Source organism: Pseudoalteromonas espejiana DSM 9414, from assembly GCF_002221525.1.
GTDB lineage: Bacteria > Pseudomonadota > Gammaproteobacteria > Enterobacterales > Alteromonadaceae > Pseudoalteromonas > Pseudoalteromonas espejiana.
The window spans coordinates 1900378-1915000 of the sequence record NZ_CP011028.1 but is presented as its reverse complement, the minus strand read 5'-3'; the positions used below and the strand labels follow the sequence as shown (position 1 = coordinate 1915000).

Here is a 14623-nt window from a genome sequence, read left to right as displayed (position 1 = left end):
TTCTATCAATTGAAAACTTAATTGTTCAATGTACTTTAAAGGTTTGATTGGAAAATTGGATTAGCGGCTTATTTTTATAATAAAGATTATTTAAAAGCTATAAAAACGCTATAGCATTCGCTATCTAATTTTTAATATCGTCGTAAAAGGCGACTTTTCCTCGGCCTGTTTCTTTTACGTGATAAAGGGTTTTATCACCGTTGTGCATTAATTCATGAAGCTCAGTGCCATCAGTAGGAGCTACTGCAATACCTATGCTTGCACCCACTACGCACGTTTTAGTGTTTGAAATACTAACCTGTTGTTGTAGTTCATTTAGTAAGGCGGTTGCTTGCTCACAGGTTGCTGCTTTATTGAATGTATTTACCTGCCTTGCAACAATAAACTCGTCACCGCCTAGGCGAATACACATGTCGTTTTTTTCGTGAAATAGTGTTTTAAATCGGTGCGCTGTTTCTATGAGAACTTTGTCACCGGCTTCGTGGCCGTAGGTGTCGTTAATGGGTTTAAATTTGTCTAAGTCAATCATCATAAGGACTAAGTGGTTATCATTTTTTATGCATTCGCGTAGTGCTTTTTGCAGGCGCTTTTCACCGGCGCGGCGGTTTAATAAGCCGGTTAGTGGGTCGTGATCGGCTTCAAAACGGGTTTTAAGTTCGCGTTCTGCGCGCTCGGTTACATCATGTAAAATTACTTCTACTAAATGCTCTTCTTGTGGACCTCGGTTGGTGTCTCTTTGGTCTGTTAATCTAACAAATAAGCAGTGAAACCATAGCGTTTTATAACCCACTTTACATTCTACATCTAGCGTAGTTTGTGGCGGATTATGAGCTAAGCGAATATCTTCCAGTAGGCTTTGTAGTTCATCAACGTTGTTTAACAGCTCAGGGAAGTGCAAGGTTGATAATTCTTTTTCGCCGGGAACGGTAAAGTAATGCTTAAATGCAGGGTTGAAGGTGGTGATAATATTTTTGCTGTCGAGTAAACAAATACCTGCGCTGGCTTGTTCAAAAATAAGTCTAAACTTGGCTTCTAGTTCTTGGGTTTTTTTACGTAAGGTTTGCTCGTTACTAATGGTTAAATGCAGCTCGTGCATTAGGGCATTTATACCGTGGGTTAAACGGCTTATTTCGTCTCGTTTGCCTTGCTTAAAGGTCAGCATTTTAAGGGTTTCTGGTTCTGATGGATTAATTTTAGCAAAGCTGTCGGTTAGGTTTTGTATAGGTTGAGTAAGCCAACGCTGTACTACCAGCGATACAAAAAATGCGATAACGATAGATTGTATTAGCATTAAAATAAATTCTTTTTTTAGTGCAGCCTGTGCCTGGTGCTGTATAAAATTATCGTCGGGGTATATTGATAAAACACCTATAAAAGTGTCATCTAAAAAAGGATGCACTAGCTTAACTAACACTGCTTCTTTTTGTTTGTTAATAGTGCCATTTGCAATAAATAACGCCATTTCGCCTTTTGCGTTTGCTTTTGATTCTAGGCTTGCGCCTTGCACTAAATCGTTCCTTAGTAGGCCATTAATTATTTCTTGGCTTAATTCTTTATCGTTTAAATAGGCGGCGATAGCGGCCGTTTTTTCCATTGTTTGCGCTAGTTGTTCTACAAGCAGGTAATTGGTGTTTTTCTTTTCTTTAAAGCCTGAATAGTACGACAGCATTGACGATACTAAAGATACAACAATAGCGACTAAAGCAATTGCTATAGCAACACGTATGTAAAGTTTTTGGCTAATAATTTTAATCAAATCTGTATACCACTTTTACCGTATCGGTAAGCTGCGATACCGGGATGTAACCAATTGCAAATTGTGATGCTGCAATTTTATTTATTGCATCTTCTACTGATGCCGAAGGTGTAGGGGGCTTTGCACGGCCTGAAAATAACAACCTGGCCCAATACGCATTTATTTTTTGCTCGTCTTTATTGACCAGTTTTAAGTAAAAGTCGTTTTTTAGTGTTGATTGGGCGGGTAAATCAAGTGGTGTTGAGGTTTCACCATCAGGAAAAGTTAAATACCTCCCCATGTAAATATCTATAATTTCACGTTTTGATAAGGCGTTAATGGTATTGCTTTTATTTACCACTACAACAAACTCTGTTGATTTAGCATAAAAGCTCACAAAAAGCAGGCATAAGGGAAGCATTACATTAAGGCTTAGGTTGCGAGCGCTTATCATAACTAAAACACCATACTAGCATTTAAACTAAGTATATGTACTTTGTTGCTTTTATTTGCATCTGACGGATCACTAAGGCTCCACAGGCCTGCGCCTTGTGCTTTTATGTCAAAGCGGTCTAACTGAGCTTTAAATACTAAACGATCCGAAAAATGCCATTTAACGCCTACGTTAATTGAGTGTTGGTGAACATTTGTAATTCCGGCCGCGGCTTGAGTTGCAGCTGCGAGTTGCTGTATGGGCACAGAAATTTCATCGGGTGTGCCTGGTAAAAACACAGGGGTGTTTACTTTAACAACATCATGGCGATTTTTAGCTGCTGTAAAACCGGTGTAAAAAATTGCGTCATCGACCCTGTATCCCGCACTGATGTAGCCACTAATTACAGATGGTGCCACTATCCAATCAGACTCTGAAACCCCTAACTCAGATTGAATAAGCCAATTATTATGATCGTATGTAAGACCAAAGGCGGCATACTCTAAACTGTTACCTCGGGTATTAAATTTGGCAGACATACTTTGTGCTTGCGGCCAAATACTTTGCGGTACTGAGTCTAGCGCGGCTATAAACTGATCCAACGAGGTTAGCTTATAACCGCCAAAGTCAGTCCGTGATAACGAAAAACGCATAGTCCATGCATCTTGAGTGTATGTTGCACTTAGGGTTGTTAAATTATCAAAATCTATAAAAAAGTCGTCATTATAGGCTTGTAGTTTTGCTGTAGAGCTACCGTAAGCGAGCTTTAAACGTAAAAAACCATCGTTAATGGCTTTACTGTACTCAACATCAACGCCATCAAAATTACTTGCAATGTTTGCAAACGAATAATACGAATGAGGCGGGCGCACCCATAAATAAGCGTATCCAACGTATGGGTATTCAGAGAGTAAATAAAGGTCGCTATTTAGCCTGCCAGCACGAATGGCCCAATGGCGGGTAGGGCGATAACGGACAAAGGCCAGCTCTAAAAAATTATCAAAGCTTTTATAGGCATGATCTTGTATTACTACTTGAACAACAGAGTCCCAGTTTTTTGCCAGAGATATATTAGCTTGCCCTCCTAAAATGGAGTCGCGCTTTGCTGAAAAGCCGGTATCGTTTTTATTTGAATAACTAGATGCAAAGCCAATATCTGAATCGTCAGTGTAACTAAGGGTTAAAGAGGCAAAACCACTAAACTGCGCGTCAATGTTGTTTGCATAGGTTTTATTAGCTGCAGAGATTGCCAGTAATGCAATGACAATTGTGCTTCGAAGCAACATGTTAGCCCATATTTATTTAAATTTAATATAATAAAAAGATAGCACAATATCTTAGATACCCAACTTAACTACACACTTTTAGCTAAATAAATTAGGCTGATAACAAAATAAATTACACGGTATTTAGGATTGTTTTTAAGGTTTACCTAAAAATAAAAGCTAATAGGTTTAATTTTAAAAAGGGGCTGTTTTACATAACTAAAAAAATGGCATCATTTGTTAAGTATAAGGATGTTATAGTGTTGCAATTATTGTTTGATATAGTATAACATTCGTCGCATTCTAATTTCCCCCTCATATAGAGTTTGAATGTGACTACACCTACTGCAATTAATCAAACATCACCAATAGAATCTCAACGCCCTGAAAATACCAGTAATTCTGAATTAAATAATGCTCAAACCGCTAAAAGCGAAGCCATTATTGAAGTGAATTCGTTAAGTTTTAGCATTAAAAATAACGCTATTTTAAAAAACTTAAACTTTACTGTGGGCTCAGGCGAAATTTACGCGTTACTTGGCGGTAATGGTGCGGGTAAATCAACCACGTTAAAAACGTTATTGGGTTTTAATAAACCAACGCAAGGCTCGGTAAAAGTAGCGGGTAAAGAGGTTACACAAGGACTTGATTTTGTACGCGGAAAAACGGCGTACTTACCAGAGTCTGCAACGTTATACCCGCATTTAACCGCCCGCGAAAACGTAAAATACTTTTTATCACTTGCTGATATTAATAAAACAGATGAGCAAATTAATGCCGCATTTAACCGCGTAGCCTTGCAAGAAGGTGCGTGGGAGCGTCATATACAAACTTACTCTAAAGGCATGAGGCAAAAAACCGCAATTGCATTAGCCATTTTACGTGAAGCCCCTATATTTTTACTTGATGAGCCTACATCGGGCCTTGACCCTGTTGCCATAGATGAGTTTAACCAGTTAGTGCGCGAGCTTGCATTAACGGGCGCGACTATTTTAATGGTGACTCATGATGTATACGGTGCGTGCCAAGTAGCTAATCGTATTGGCCTACTTAGAGCCGGTGAGCTGGTGGGCGAATTTGACGCGCCTGAAAACGGCCGCATTGATACCGAACAAGTACACGCAGCCTTTGCGCAAAGAGGCGCGTAATGAGTATAAATAACTTTTCAAAAGTGGTTATAGTTGCCAAAGATGAATGGCGCTATTGGCTACGCTCAAAACTAGCAATGACCGTTTTAGCCATTGGTTTATTGCTTACGCTTTCATCGGTAGTGGTGACTACCATTACAATGCATGAACTTAGCCACGATCGCCATGAGCTACAATCTAATGCTGAGCAAAGCTTTGTTGATCAACCCGATCGCCACCCGCACAGAATGGTGCACTACGGGCATTATGCATTTAGAACGCCTTCGCCACTGAGTACACTCGACCCAGGTATAGATGCATACACAGGTAACTCAATATTTTTAGAAGGACATAGGCAAAACAGTGCAATGTTTGCCGATCAACGCCAAGGTACAGCGCTTACTAAATTAGGTAGCTTAACGCCTGCTTTTATAGTGCAAACTTTAGCGCCGTTACTGCTTATATTAATTGGTTACAGCTCAATTAGCCGAGAGCGAGAATCGCATACGCTGTCGTACTTGTTAGCGCAAGGTACGTCGGGTATTACGCTAATTGCTGGTAAAGGCTTAGCACTGCTTTCGGTTGTGGGCTTAATTATTGCACCACTAGCGGTATCGGCTTTGTTTACTGTGTCTGCAGGCGAAAGCTTACTCGCTGTTGCCAGCTTTGTTGTAGGTTACGCTTTATATTTAACCGTGTGGGTATTACTGATTTTATTAGCATCGAGCGTGTTTAGTAAAAACAGTGGCAGCTTTACGGCACTTGCGTTTGTATGGATTTTACTGTGTATTGTTATGCCGCGCGTAGCAAGTACCAGTGCTTCTACGGCTGTACCATCTGCCGGTAAAATAGAAACCGACTTTGCGGTTAAAGCTGAGCTTAGAAAACTAGGCGATGGCCATAACACCAACGACCCTGCATTTAAGCAATTTAAACAATCGCTCCTTGAAAAGTACAACGTAAATAGTATTGATGAGCTGCCGGTAAACTTTAGAGGTTTAGTAGCCAGTGAATCAGAAGCTAAGCAAACCGAAGTACTAAACCAATTTGCTGAGCAACGCATGCAAGCGGAACTTAAGCAAACGCAAGTATCGCGTTATTTTGGTTGGGTATCCCCTATGGTTGCTATTCGCTCGCTTTCTATGATTGTGGTTGGCACAAGCATAGAAACGCATCATCGTTTTTTACGCGAAACCGAACAGCTTCGTTTTGATTTTGTACAAGGGCTTAACAAAGTTCATATTGAGGTACTTGATTACCAAGACGACATGAACCGCAACGCCGATGCTGCAGCCACTAAAAAAGCACGCGTTAGCGCCGAGAACTGGCAAATACTACAAGATTTTAATTTTAATGTAGACAGTGCAGATGTTCGCGCACAAAGAAGTGTACCTGCGTTTTTACAGTTATTACTGTGGATTGTAGTGCTATTAGGCGGTATTAAATTTGTAGGAAAACGTTTGATATGAGTTATTTAATTACACAACTTGTGCGTGAATGGGGCTTTTTACTGCGCCAAAAGTACGTAGTGGTATTACTGCTGTGTAGCCTTATTTTATCGGGATTTGCTATTTACAGCGGGCTAAGCGAAGTAAGCGCACAACAGCAAACTATTGAACGCTTAAAAGCAGCAGATCAAAGCGACCGCGCTAAAGTACAGCAAAAGCAAAACGATGCGGGCATGTTAGCGTATTACAGCTTTCATTTAACGTACTCGCAGCCTTCTAACCTTGCATTTGCTGCATTAGGTGAGCGCGATATATTCCCGTGGAAACACCGCATTAATTTATTAGCAATTGAGGGGCAAATTTACGAAAGCGATTCGCAAAATGCTGAGCTGGCCCAAGCCGGTAAAATAGATTTTGTGTTTGTAATTAGTGCGCTAGCGCCACTGGTTATTATATTGCTGTTTCATGATTTATTTGCAAATGAGCGCACCAGCGGTAGGCACGATTTACTCGTTACTACGGCTAAGTCTTACTTTGCTTTATGGGGCGCACGTATAACCGTGAGATTTGTAGCGGTAATAATATGTTTAATGCTGCCATTTTTTGTGGGTGCAGTTATAGCTGGGGCAAGCGGGTCTGAAGTGGTGTATGTATCGCTGCTGTGTATTGCCTACCTTGCATTTTGGACTGCGCTTAGTGTGTGGTGGGGTAAAAATGCAACCAGTGCGCCACGTGTTGCCTCTAGCTTAATTGGTATATGGGTGTTGTTTGCTTTTATTATTCCTATTTTAGGCGACCTTGCTATAAATAAATCTGTGCATTCGCCTAAAGGGGGCGACATTATGCTTACCCAACGTGAAGCAGTAAACGATGCATGGGATTTACCTAAATCTGCAACTATGCAGCCTTTTGTTAAAGAGTTTCCTGAGTTTGCGCCTTATATAGATATGAGTAGTGAATTTGAGTGGAAATGGTATTACGCATTTCAACAAATGGGCGATTTAAAAGCGGCAGAGCTTTCAAAGGCCTACCGCGATGCAGCCGCTAAAAAATACGAGTTAGCCGGTTTTGTATCTTGGATTTCGCCACCGCTATTACTGCAGCGAAGCCTTACGCGTACAGCCAATACCGATTCAATAGCCGCTTACGATTATGAGCAGAAAATTAGAGATTATCATCAGCAATTACGCGAGTTTTATTACCCGTGGTTATTTTACAAAGGCGACCCAACTAAAGCAGCCCTTGAAAATATGCCACGCTTTGAAAGTACCACGCAAAGCAGCAACTAAAAATACAGCGCTAAACGTACCTGTTTAGCGCTATATAAATGACTACATAACTATAAAATACTTACATTACTCACAAGGTTCACAATGAAAACCAATACAAAAGGGCTTAAGCTCACCTATTTAAGTACTTGCCTAGTAAGCTTATTTAGCAGCCAGGTAATGGCTGCTGAGCAAAATCAGCAAAGTACAAGCGTAAAGGATGACGCAATTGAAAGAGTAACCGTTGTTGCATCTCGCCAGGCTTATCAAGGTAACTTTAGCCCTTTAGAAACCCCACAATCAGAGCTTAAAATTGATTTAGAAGCCCTTGAAAATGCAGGTGCAGTAAGCCTTGACCAAGCGCTTGACTTATCAGCCTCTGTTGCGCGCCAAAACAACTTTGGTGGGCTTTGGAATAGTTTTGCATTACGTGGTTTTGTAGGCGACGAAAACCTACCAAGTAACTACTTAGTAAATGGTTTTAATGCAGGGCGTGGCTTTGGTGGCTCGCGTGATTTGTCGGGTATTGAGTCGGTTGAGGTTTTAAAAGGCCCGCGTGCGGCCTTATTTGGCCGTGGTGAACCAGGTGGTACAGTAAACTTAGTTACAAAACGCCCAACATTTGATACCGAAGGCGAAATTAAGCTGTCTGTAGGGAGTTTTGATACTTACCGCGCCGATGTTGATTACACAACACCGCTTAACGACGACGTAGCAATTAGACTGGTTGGTTTTTATGAAGACGCCGAAAGCTTTAGAGACACCATAGAAACCACTAAGCAAGGCTTTAGCCCGTCAATAGTATGGAATATTAACGACAGCAGCCAGCTTATATACGAGCTTGAATATAGCGAACAAGAAGTACCGTTTGATAGAGGTGTATTAGCCATAGATGGCGAGCTTGGCCTTATTCCTGAAAGTCGCTTTTTAGGTGAGCCGGGCGACGGCCCAATTGAAGCCGATGTACTCGGGCACCAGTTAGAGTATATTCATGACTTTGATGATAACTGGAGCATTTTATTTGGTGCAAACTACCGTGATACCTCTATGGAAGGCTTTGCAACCGAAACTGGTTTTGGAGGCGTAATTGATGGCGAAGTAAATCGCTTCAGACGCTACCGCGACTTTGATGCTAAATACCAAGTATTTAGAACTGAGGTAAGTGGTAATTTAGAGTTTGGTGGGTTTGAGCACCGTTTAATTATGGGTGTTGATGCCGATAAATTTGAAAACGACCAAGTGATTTTACGTGTACGTGGCGATCAATACATTAATGTATTTAACCCTGTTTACGGCGCGTACGAATTACCAACGCCAACATCAAATACTGACCGCGTAGAGATTCAAGAGTCGTTAGGGATATTCATTCAAGATCAAATAAGCCTAACCGATAAGTTAGATATTCGTATTGGTGCACGTTTTGATGATTACGAGCAGCGCTTAAATAACCGCTTAGCTAACACCAACACTAAACAAACTGAGTCACGCGTGAGCCCGCAGTTTGGTGTGGTTTATGAAGCAAGCGATTATGTATCTGTTTATGGTGCTTATGGCGAAAACTTCCGCCCACTTTCAGGTACCGATGCTAATGGCGATGGTTTTGAGCCAAACCAATCTACATCTGCTGAGGTGGGTGTTAAATTTACATTAAACGATGGCGCCTTATTTGGTACTGTTGCCGTGTTTAAAGTAGAGCAAGACAACATGCTTGTTGTGGACGACCCAACAGCGTTTACTTACGCAGCCATTGGTGAAGCACAAAGTAAAGGGATAGAAATAGACCTAACGGGTGAGCTTACCGATACACTTGAAATTTGGGCGTCGTATGCATACGTTGATGCAACAATCGAAAACTCATTTTTTGATGCCAACTTTGGTTACACAGTAGAAGCGGGCGCATCACTATTAAACGTGCCAGAGCAACAGCTTAGCTTACAGTTAGTGCAATCAACAGATTTATACGGTAAAGCCATTAAATTTGGTGGTGGTTTATTACATGTGGGCAAGCGTAACGGCTTTTTTGGTACCGACTTTGAATTACCAAGCTACACAACAGCCCGTGCTTTTGTAAATTACGATGTAACAGACGCCATTGGTATTACGGCTGAGGTAAATAACCTGTTTGATGAAACGTATTACACAAACTCGTTTGCCGATGCATGGGTGCAACCTGGTACACCAAGAAACGTTAAGTTTTCTGCATCATATAAGTTTTAATAGGGTTTAAGCTAAAAGTGCAGCGTTTAACTTATGCGCTGTAAAACGTAAAAGGGTCGCTTACTTAAAGCGACCTTTTTTATTTTTGCTTGTTTACTAAATTATTACCATCACTAATTGCCGTGTCTGTATTTTTCAAATATTTTGCTGTACTCGCCTGATTTTTTTAACTTTTGCAGCTGTAAGTTAAACTTATCTCGCACTTTTTTTGATTTAAATAAATAGCCATTTGGGCTTTTGCCAAATAGCGCGAAGCGATCTACAGATTGTGCTGTATCAATATCTTTAAGGGATGAACGGTAGTAATCAAAGCTTTGCTTATCCATTTGAATTACATCAACCTTGTTTGAAAAAAGCATTTTAACTTGTAGTGATTGGTCGTGTACTTCGTAGTATTGGGTATTCGCTTTTGCCATTTTTGCATACTCTTCACCTAAGTGGATTGCAGCAGTTGGCCACGAAATTAAGCTGTGATTTTTTAAATCGGCTATTTTAGTAAAATTATATTGCCTTTTAGTTAAGGCAATTGCCACATTTTCATACACGTAAGACTCATCTGAAATATAGCCATTAAGCACATTTCCATTAGCGGTGTTTAAATTTATGTCTGCTAATACATCTATTTTATTGTTTTTATAGTCTTTAGCACGGCGTGTGTAAGGAGAATATATGGGGACTATTTCATAGCCAAGCGGGGTAAGTGCTGAGGTTATTATATCAACGGTAATGCCGGTATTAGAGTCGGAAATAACAAACGGGGGGAGTTTTTCACCAAAGCCTACAACTAATTTTTGTTTAGCAGTGGTTGCTCCAACAAAGGGTGATACGAGTAGTGTAGCTATAATAAAAATGTTTAACGTCATTTTAGCTGCATAAATTACCTAGTAATATTAAAAGATAGTTATTAACTGCTTATGCAACAAGTAAAAAGCCCATTAAACTAATTATTAATTAGCTTTAGTGGGCTGATAGTTATCTGCTTTTTATTAAGCTTTATTAAAATGGCGCGTAGCCATCGGGCGTTGTAACCGGTGTAGTCCAACGCTCTTTAGCCTCAATTTCAGGGCGTTGTGCGCCTTGCGCTGGTAAACGACCGCGATCACCAAATAGCCATAATACAAAGTTTGTTCTATCACCACTGGTAATAGGTTTTGCTGCGTGAGGTACATTGCCTCGGTGTATCATTGCGGTGCCTGCTTTAAACCCAAGCTGTATAACTTTTCCATTTGCTTGGTCGTAAAAATCAAGCTCAGAACCCGTAAACTCTTCACCCGGTAAATTTAAATTAATATTTAACGTTACCGCCGATGCATCGGTATGTGGGCGAATAGACGCATCTGTACTTGGATCGTAGTAAATAGAAAACCCAAATGTTTGCGTATCGTAGCCCATTATTTCAGGGAACAATAAGCGCGAAATAGGGCGCATATAAGTGTTTAGCATTTCGTTATAAAATGCTTGAAAACTTGGCGCTGCTAAATAGCCCTCTGATCGTTTGTCGAGCATGGCACCACGGCGGTTTAATACAATACCGTACGGTGGGCGCATAGGAATGTTAGAGTTCCATACTTGTTCAAGGTAGCCACGTAAAACGGCTAGGCGCTCAGGGTTAAAAAATTGAAACTGAAACACATCAGGAGCCACTTCTTCTAAAAGGGCTTTTACTAAATGCTCTTTAGATGGGTCTTCCCATGCTTGTTGTACGGCTTCGCGTAAATTTTTATCGAGTAACGAATCGTCTAACGTGAAAGTAGAAGCGTCAATTTCGCTTGCTTCCCATTCTTTCCACGCGTCTGTAATTAGGTCGTCGTTGTTGTACCAAAACTGCTGTACCGAGTGCTCACGGTTTAACATAGCTGTTCGCGATGGTAAATCTAGAGCACGTGCTAGTTGTAATTGATTGGTAGACATATTGTGTAACTCCAGTTGTTGAATTGGTTTATATCAATCTAGGAGTGCAATTTATTATATTTATTAATTTAGATAAATAAGCTGTTTTAGGAAACAGTATCAAAATAATATTTATAATTAGAGGCGGATTATATAATCTAATGTTTGATGTATGGTTAGCGGTTAGCGGTTAGCGGTTAGCGGTTAGCGGTTAGCTTTTACTTGTACGTTAAAATTTTAAATGGATTTTGTATGTTGCCAAAATGTCTGAATTGCCAAAAGAATATATCTTTAGCTTGGTTTGTTGTTGCCCGTATGTCTACAAAGTATAGGTGTACTGAATGCGGGGCACTGCATGAGTTTACCCAAAGACATAAACTAATTGGTATTATTGCTGTAATTCCACTGTTATTTTTAGTGAATTGGTTGGAGCCTTTTATCACTATATCAATCCTAAGATTTGTAATAGTGTTAGCTTTTGCTGTAACAGTTATGATTCTTATACCTAAACAACACACTCTCTCAGAGCATGATAATTTAAAAGAGGAAATTAAAAATAACGATTAAATTTGATGAGTTAACACCTAACCCATCAAATTTATAATTATTAACGTGTTAGTGAGTTGTTCTATCACCCCAAATATCTTCTAGACGACTATCGCGGCCGCAGCGCCAACGGTATGTATTGTAGCGAATAGGGTTATTTTTATAATAATCCTGATGGTAGCTCTCTTTACCTTTAATAGGATAAAAGGTGCTGGTACTTAATATTGGCGTTACCACTGTTTGATTAGGGAATTCGTCTACAACGGCTTGCTTGGTTTGCTCTGCTATTTTACGTTCTTGCTCATTAGCTACAAAAATTGCGCTTAAATAACTTGGCCCTTTATCACAAAATTGGCCTTTGGCATCAAAGGGATCAATATTTACCCAAAAATGATCAAGTATGCCTTTGTAGCTCACCACATCCGGATCGTAAGTGATTTGTACAGCCTCGTAATGGCCTTGATGATTGCCATTGTAGGTCGGGTTTTTAAGCTTACCGCCTGTAAAGCCTGATATTACATCTTTTACGCCTTCGAGTTTTTCAAAGTCGCTTTCCATACACCAAAAACAACCACCGGCTAACACTGCTTTTTCGGTTTTAGCGGCATGAGTAAAAGTGCTAAACAAAATTGCGGCAGATGTTAATGCAAGCGTAAGTGAGTTTTTCATATAATAATCTACCTCTAGTGTGAGTTTAAATACATATCCTTTATAGCTAGACCCGCTAAGTGTTATTACTATTTCATTGATAGTGTATATAGGGTGCAAAGTAATGTACGTAAACCTTTTTAATTAAAGCCACATTTTGAGTGAGTAACCCATATAACACAATGTTGTATTATTAAAGCGTGTTTATTAAAGTGAAAACATTGATGAATAAATTAGCAGGTGTTGAATGAACCAGTTAACCGAAAAATCGATAAGTTGCCCATATTGCGGCGAAAGCATAGAAGTATTACTTGATGCGGCTGATATTGATGAGCAATACATAGAAGACTGCCAAGTATGCTGTAAGCCTATTTCGTTTGTTGTATTTGAAGATGACGACGAGCTAAAAGTAAATGTATACAGTGAAGACGATACATTTTAAATTGGCGTAAATTATAAAAAAGGCTGCATAACTGCAGCCTTTTTTATTGATGGGGCGTTAGCTATTTTGTTCTCGAGCTAGCTGGTTAGGGAGTAGCTCTTCTACTATTTCGCGAGCGGGAAGCGTGTAACGTGTGCCATCAAACATGACTGAGGTAAACTCATTTATATTAGTAATGCCGGTTAGGGTCCAGCCTTCGCCACGCTTAGGACAATACACGGTTGTAGTAGGTTGTATTACTTTAAAATCATCACTCATTAGAGTCTCTGTCCTATTATTACTTTAAATATAATGCTTGTTAATGGGGTATGGTAAGTTAATAATGCTTGCCCATAAAGCGCTATTTTAATTCACTAAATAAAATGTTTAAAACAATTAAGCTTGAACGCGTTACTTTGCGTTTAATTACCCACAAACATGCCCCGCAATTATTTACTATTTTGAATCACCCGCAAGTGAGCGAGTTTAACGATTACAAAACGCCGCTGAGTAAAAGCCAAATTAAACAACTAATTCAAGATGATATTACCGCCTATTACGAAGGCGAAGTGATTAGAGTTGCAATTGAACATAATATTACCGGCGAGTTAATGGGGACCTGTGGGCTTTATAATTTATCGGTGTGTAAAAGTAGTGCGTTTATTGGTTTTGAGCTTCACCCAAGCTTTTGGGATAAAGGTGTAATGTTTGAGGTAATAACTGGCTTTATAAAAACGCTTAAACTGAATATTGGCCTTAAACATTTAAGCGCTGAGGTAAGTGCCCATAATGCGCGTTCGCATAATTTACTTTTAAAATTGGGGTTTAGTTTGCGCGAGCATTCTATATGGCATAAGCAGCTGTAGCGAATACACGTTAAAAAAATTCATCATTACAGGAACAAATAAAATATAAAATTTAACCTCTTTGACTTATAGTGAAGTGTAAGCAAATGAATTTGTTACCCGAGTTTTTAAAACGTGTTCGCTTAACAAGGATTTTATATGCTAGAAAAACTATCTCAAGATGCCCTCGTTATTTGGGCCACCATAGACCCAATAGGCACCATGGCACTATTTGCGGCGCTGACTTCTCATTTAACTGATCAACAACGTCGTAAAACTGCTTTTAAAACGGTGCTTTATGCAGGGGCTGTATTACTGGGCTCTATATTAATAGGGCAACTAATACTTAATGCGATGGGTATTAGGTTGGTCTCGTTTCAATTAGGGGGCGGAATTATATTGTTTTTGTTTGGCCTGCAAATGATTTTTGGCAGCGACTCTAATAAAGCAAAGCAAGATCCAGGGCACGATATAGCCGTTTTTCCACTTGCTATACCTGCAACGGCAACGCCAGGCGCTATTTTGGCTGTAATACTCCTTACCGATAACCATATACACCCCATTACCACTCAAATTGGCACTGCGTTAGTTACGCTTGGTGTATTAGGAGTCACATTAATACTGTTACTACTCTCGGGTAAAATTATTAAACTAATTGGTGCGGGCGGCGCATCTATTTTAACGCGTGTAATGGGTATGATTTTAGCTGCTTTTTCTGTAGAGCTAATTATGACGGCGCTTGAAATAAAGCAATGGGTAAAAATAGATTAAATGCAAAAG

15 protein-coding genes are annotated in these 14623 nt (G+C 39.8%); 8 read left to right on the top strand and 7 right to left on the bottom strand.

Annotated features, from left to right (window positions below):
• Window positions 1–124 precede the first annotated feature (124 nt).
• The 3 genes from PESP_RS08775 to PESP_RS08765 are packed head-to-tail and all read right to left on the bottom strand — an operon-like array spanning window position 125 to window position 3454.
• On the bottom strand, window positions 125–1756 hold the full coding sequence (locus PESP_RS08775) for a diguanylate cyclase domain-containing protein (RefSeq protein ID WP_089347695.1): 1632 nt from the start codon (window positions 1754–1756) through the stop codon (window positions 125–127).
• A complete protein-coding gene (locus PESP_RS08770) occupies window positions 1749–2189 on the bottom strand; it encodes a type 2 periplasmic-binding domain-containing protein (protein ID WP_089347694.1) in 441 nt (146 codons plus the stop codon). The genes PESP_RS08775 and PESP_RS08770 overlap by 8 nt, the downstream gene beginning before the upstream one ends.
• A 2-nt stretch (window positions 2190–2191) precedes the next feature.
• Window positions 2192–3454: a hypothetical protein gene (locus PESP_RS08765; RefSeq protein WP_089347693.1), complete on the bottom strand. Its 1263-nt coding sequence runs from the start codon at window positions 3452–3454 to the stop codon at window positions 2192–2194.
• 311 nt (window positions 3455–3765) lie between these two features.
• On the opposite strand from PESP_RS08765, the gene PESP_RS08760 reads away from it, so the two are divergent.
• From PESP_RS08760 to PESP_RS08745, 4 genes are all read left to right on the top strand, one after another.
• Window positions 3766–4581, top strand: a complete 816-nt coding sequence (locus tag PESP_RS08760) for an ABC transporter ATP-binding protein (RefSeq protein ID WP_174694382.1) — start codon at window positions 3766–3768, stop codon at window positions 4579–4581.
• On the top strand, window positions 4581–6029 hold the full coding sequence (locus tag PESP_RS08755; RefSeq protein WP_089347692.1) for an ABC transporter permease: 1449 nt from the start codon (window positions 4581–4583) through the stop codon (window positions 6027–6029). Before PESP_RS08760 ends, PESP_RS08755 begins: the two co-directional genes overlap by 1 nt.
• On the top strand, window positions 6026–7297 hold the full coding sequence (locus PESP_RS08750) for a DUF3526 domain-containing protein (protein WP_089347691.1): 1272 nt from the start codon (window positions 6026–6028) through the stop codon (window positions 7295–7297). Before PESP_RS08755 ends, PESP_RS08750 begins: the two co-directional genes overlap by 4 nt.
• A gap of 84 nt (window positions 7298–7381) precedes the next feature.
• Window positions 7382–9493, top strand: a complete 2112-nt coding sequence (locus PESP_RS08745; protein ID WP_089347690.1) for a TonB-dependent siderophore receptor — start codon at window positions 7382–7384, stop codon at window positions 9491–9493.
• Window positions 9494–9606: 113 nt separating this feature from the next.
• On the opposite strand, the gene PESP_RS08740 is transcribed toward PESP_RS08745, so the two are convergent.
• Entirely contained in the window at window positions 9607–10356 is a 750-nt protein-coding gene (locus PESP_RS08740; RefSeq protein ID WP_089347689.1) for a substrate-binding periplasmic protein, read from the bottom strand.
• A gap of 133 nt (window positions 10357–10489) precedes the next feature.
• Window positions 10490–11404, bottom strand: a complete 915-nt coding sequence (locus PESP_RS08735) for a 2OG-Fe(II) oxygenase family protein (protein WP_089347688.1) — start codon at window positions 11402–11404, stop codon at window positions 10490–10492.
• Between the two features lie 231 nt (window positions 11405–11635).
• On the opposite strand from PESP_RS08735, the gene PESP_RS08730 reads away from it, so the two are divergent.
• The gene (locus tag PESP_RS08730; RefSeq protein ID WP_089347687.1) at window positions 11636–11950 is read left to right on the top strand and encodes a hypothetical protein; all 315 of its coding nucleotides are present in this window, start codon (window positions 11636–11638) and stop codon (window positions 11948–11950) included.
• A 48-nt stretch (window positions 11951–11998) separates the two neighbouring features.
• On the opposite strand, the gene msrA is transcribed toward PESP_RS08730, so the two are convergent.
• Window positions 11999–12598, bottom strand: coding sequence for a peptide-methionine (S)-S-oxide reductase MsrA (msrA, locus tag PESP_RS08725; RefSeq protein ID WP_089347686.1), 600 nt, complete (start codon window positions 12596–12598; stop codon window positions 11999–12001).
• Between the two features lie 226 nt (window positions 12599–12824).
• Here msrA and PESP_RS08720 point away from each other — a divergent pair, with 226 nt between their 5' ends.
• The gene (locus tag PESP_RS08720) at window positions 12825–13019 is read left to right on the top strand and encodes a CPXCG motif-containing cysteine-rich protein (RefSeq protein WP_058428886.1); all 195 of its coding nucleotides are present in this window, start codon (window positions 12825–12827) and stop codon (window positions 13017–13019) included.
• 57 nt (window positions 13020–13076) lie between these two features.
• Here the strand turns inward: PESP_RS08720 and PESP_RS08715 are convergent, their stop codons facing one another.
• Window positions 13077–13277: a hypothetical protein gene (locus PESP_RS08715; protein WP_002962626.1), complete on the bottom strand. Its 201-nt coding sequence runs from the start codon at window positions 13275–13277 to the stop codon at window positions 13077–13079.
• A 104-nt stretch (window positions 13278–13381) separates the two neighbouring features.
• On the opposite strand from PESP_RS08715, the gene PESP_RS08710 reads away from it, so the two are divergent.
• Both PESP_RS08710 and PESP_RS08705 read left to right on the top strand, forming a co-directional pair.
• Window positions 13382–13864 carry a GNAT family N-acetyltransferase gene (locus PESP_RS08710; protein WP_089347685.1) on the top strand — a complete coding sequence of 161 codons (483 nt, stop codon included), beginning with the start codon at window positions 13382–13384 and terminating at the stop codon, window positions 13862–13864.
• A 138-nt stretch (window positions 13865–14002) separates the two neighbouring features.
• On the top strand, window positions 14003–14614 hold the full coding sequence (locus PESP_RS08705) for a MarC family protein (RefSeq protein ID WP_089347684.1): 612 nt from the start codon (window positions 14003–14005) through the stop codon (window positions 14612–14614).
• Window positions 14615–14623: the final 9 nt, after the last annotated feature.

Coding starts and splice junctions, on each gene's coding strand:
- PESP_RS08735 (WP_089347688.1), bottom strand. CDS start 11,404: ATGTCTACCAATCAATTACAACTAGCACGTGCTCTAGATTTACCATCG.
- PESP_RS08745 (WP_089347690.1), top strand. CDS start 7,382: ATGAAAACCAATACAAAAGGGCTTAAGCTCACCTATTTAAGTACTTGC.
- PESP_RS08720 (WP_058428886.1), top strand. CDS start 12,825: ATGAACCAGTTAACCGAAAAATCGATAAGTTGCCCATATTGCGGCGAA.
- PESP_RS08750 (WP_089347691.1), top strand. CDS start 6,026: ATGAGTTATTTAATTACACAACTTGTGCGTGAATGGGGCTTTTTACTG.
- PESP_RS08710 (WP_089347685.1), top strand. CDS start 13,382: ATGTTTAAAACAATTAAGCTTGAACGCGTTACTTTGCGTTTAATTACC.
- PESP_RS08740 (WP_089347689.1), bottom strand. CDS start 10,356: ATGACGTTAAACATTTTTATTATAGCTACACTACTCGTATCACCCTTT.
- PESP_RS08755 (WP_089347692.1), top strand. CDS start 4,581: ATGAGTATAAATAACTTTTCAAAAGTGGTTATAGTTGCCAAAGATGAA.
- msrA (WP_089347686.1), bottom strand. CDS start 12,598: ATGAAAAACTCACTTACGCTTGCATTAACATCTGCCGCAATTTTGTTT.
- PESP_RS08715 (WP_002962626.1), bottom strand. CDS start 13,277: ATGAGTGATGATTTTAAAGTAATACAACCTACTACAACCGTGTATTGT.
- PESP_RS08765 (WP_089347693.1), bottom strand. CDS start 3,454: ATGTTGCTTCGAAGCACAATTGTCATTGCATTACTGGCAATCTCTGCA.
- PESP_RS08770 (WP_089347694.1), bottom strand. CDS start 2,189: ATGATAAGCGCTCGCAACCTAAGCCTTAATGTAATGCTTCCCTTATGC.
- PESP_RS08705 (WP_089347684.1), top strand. CDS start 14,003: ATGCTAGAAAAACTATCTCAAGATGCCCTCGTTATTTGGGCCACCATA.
- PESP_RS08730 (WP_089347687.1), top strand. CDS start 11,636: ATGTTGCCAAAATGTCTGAATTGCCAAAAGAATATATCTTTAGCTTGG.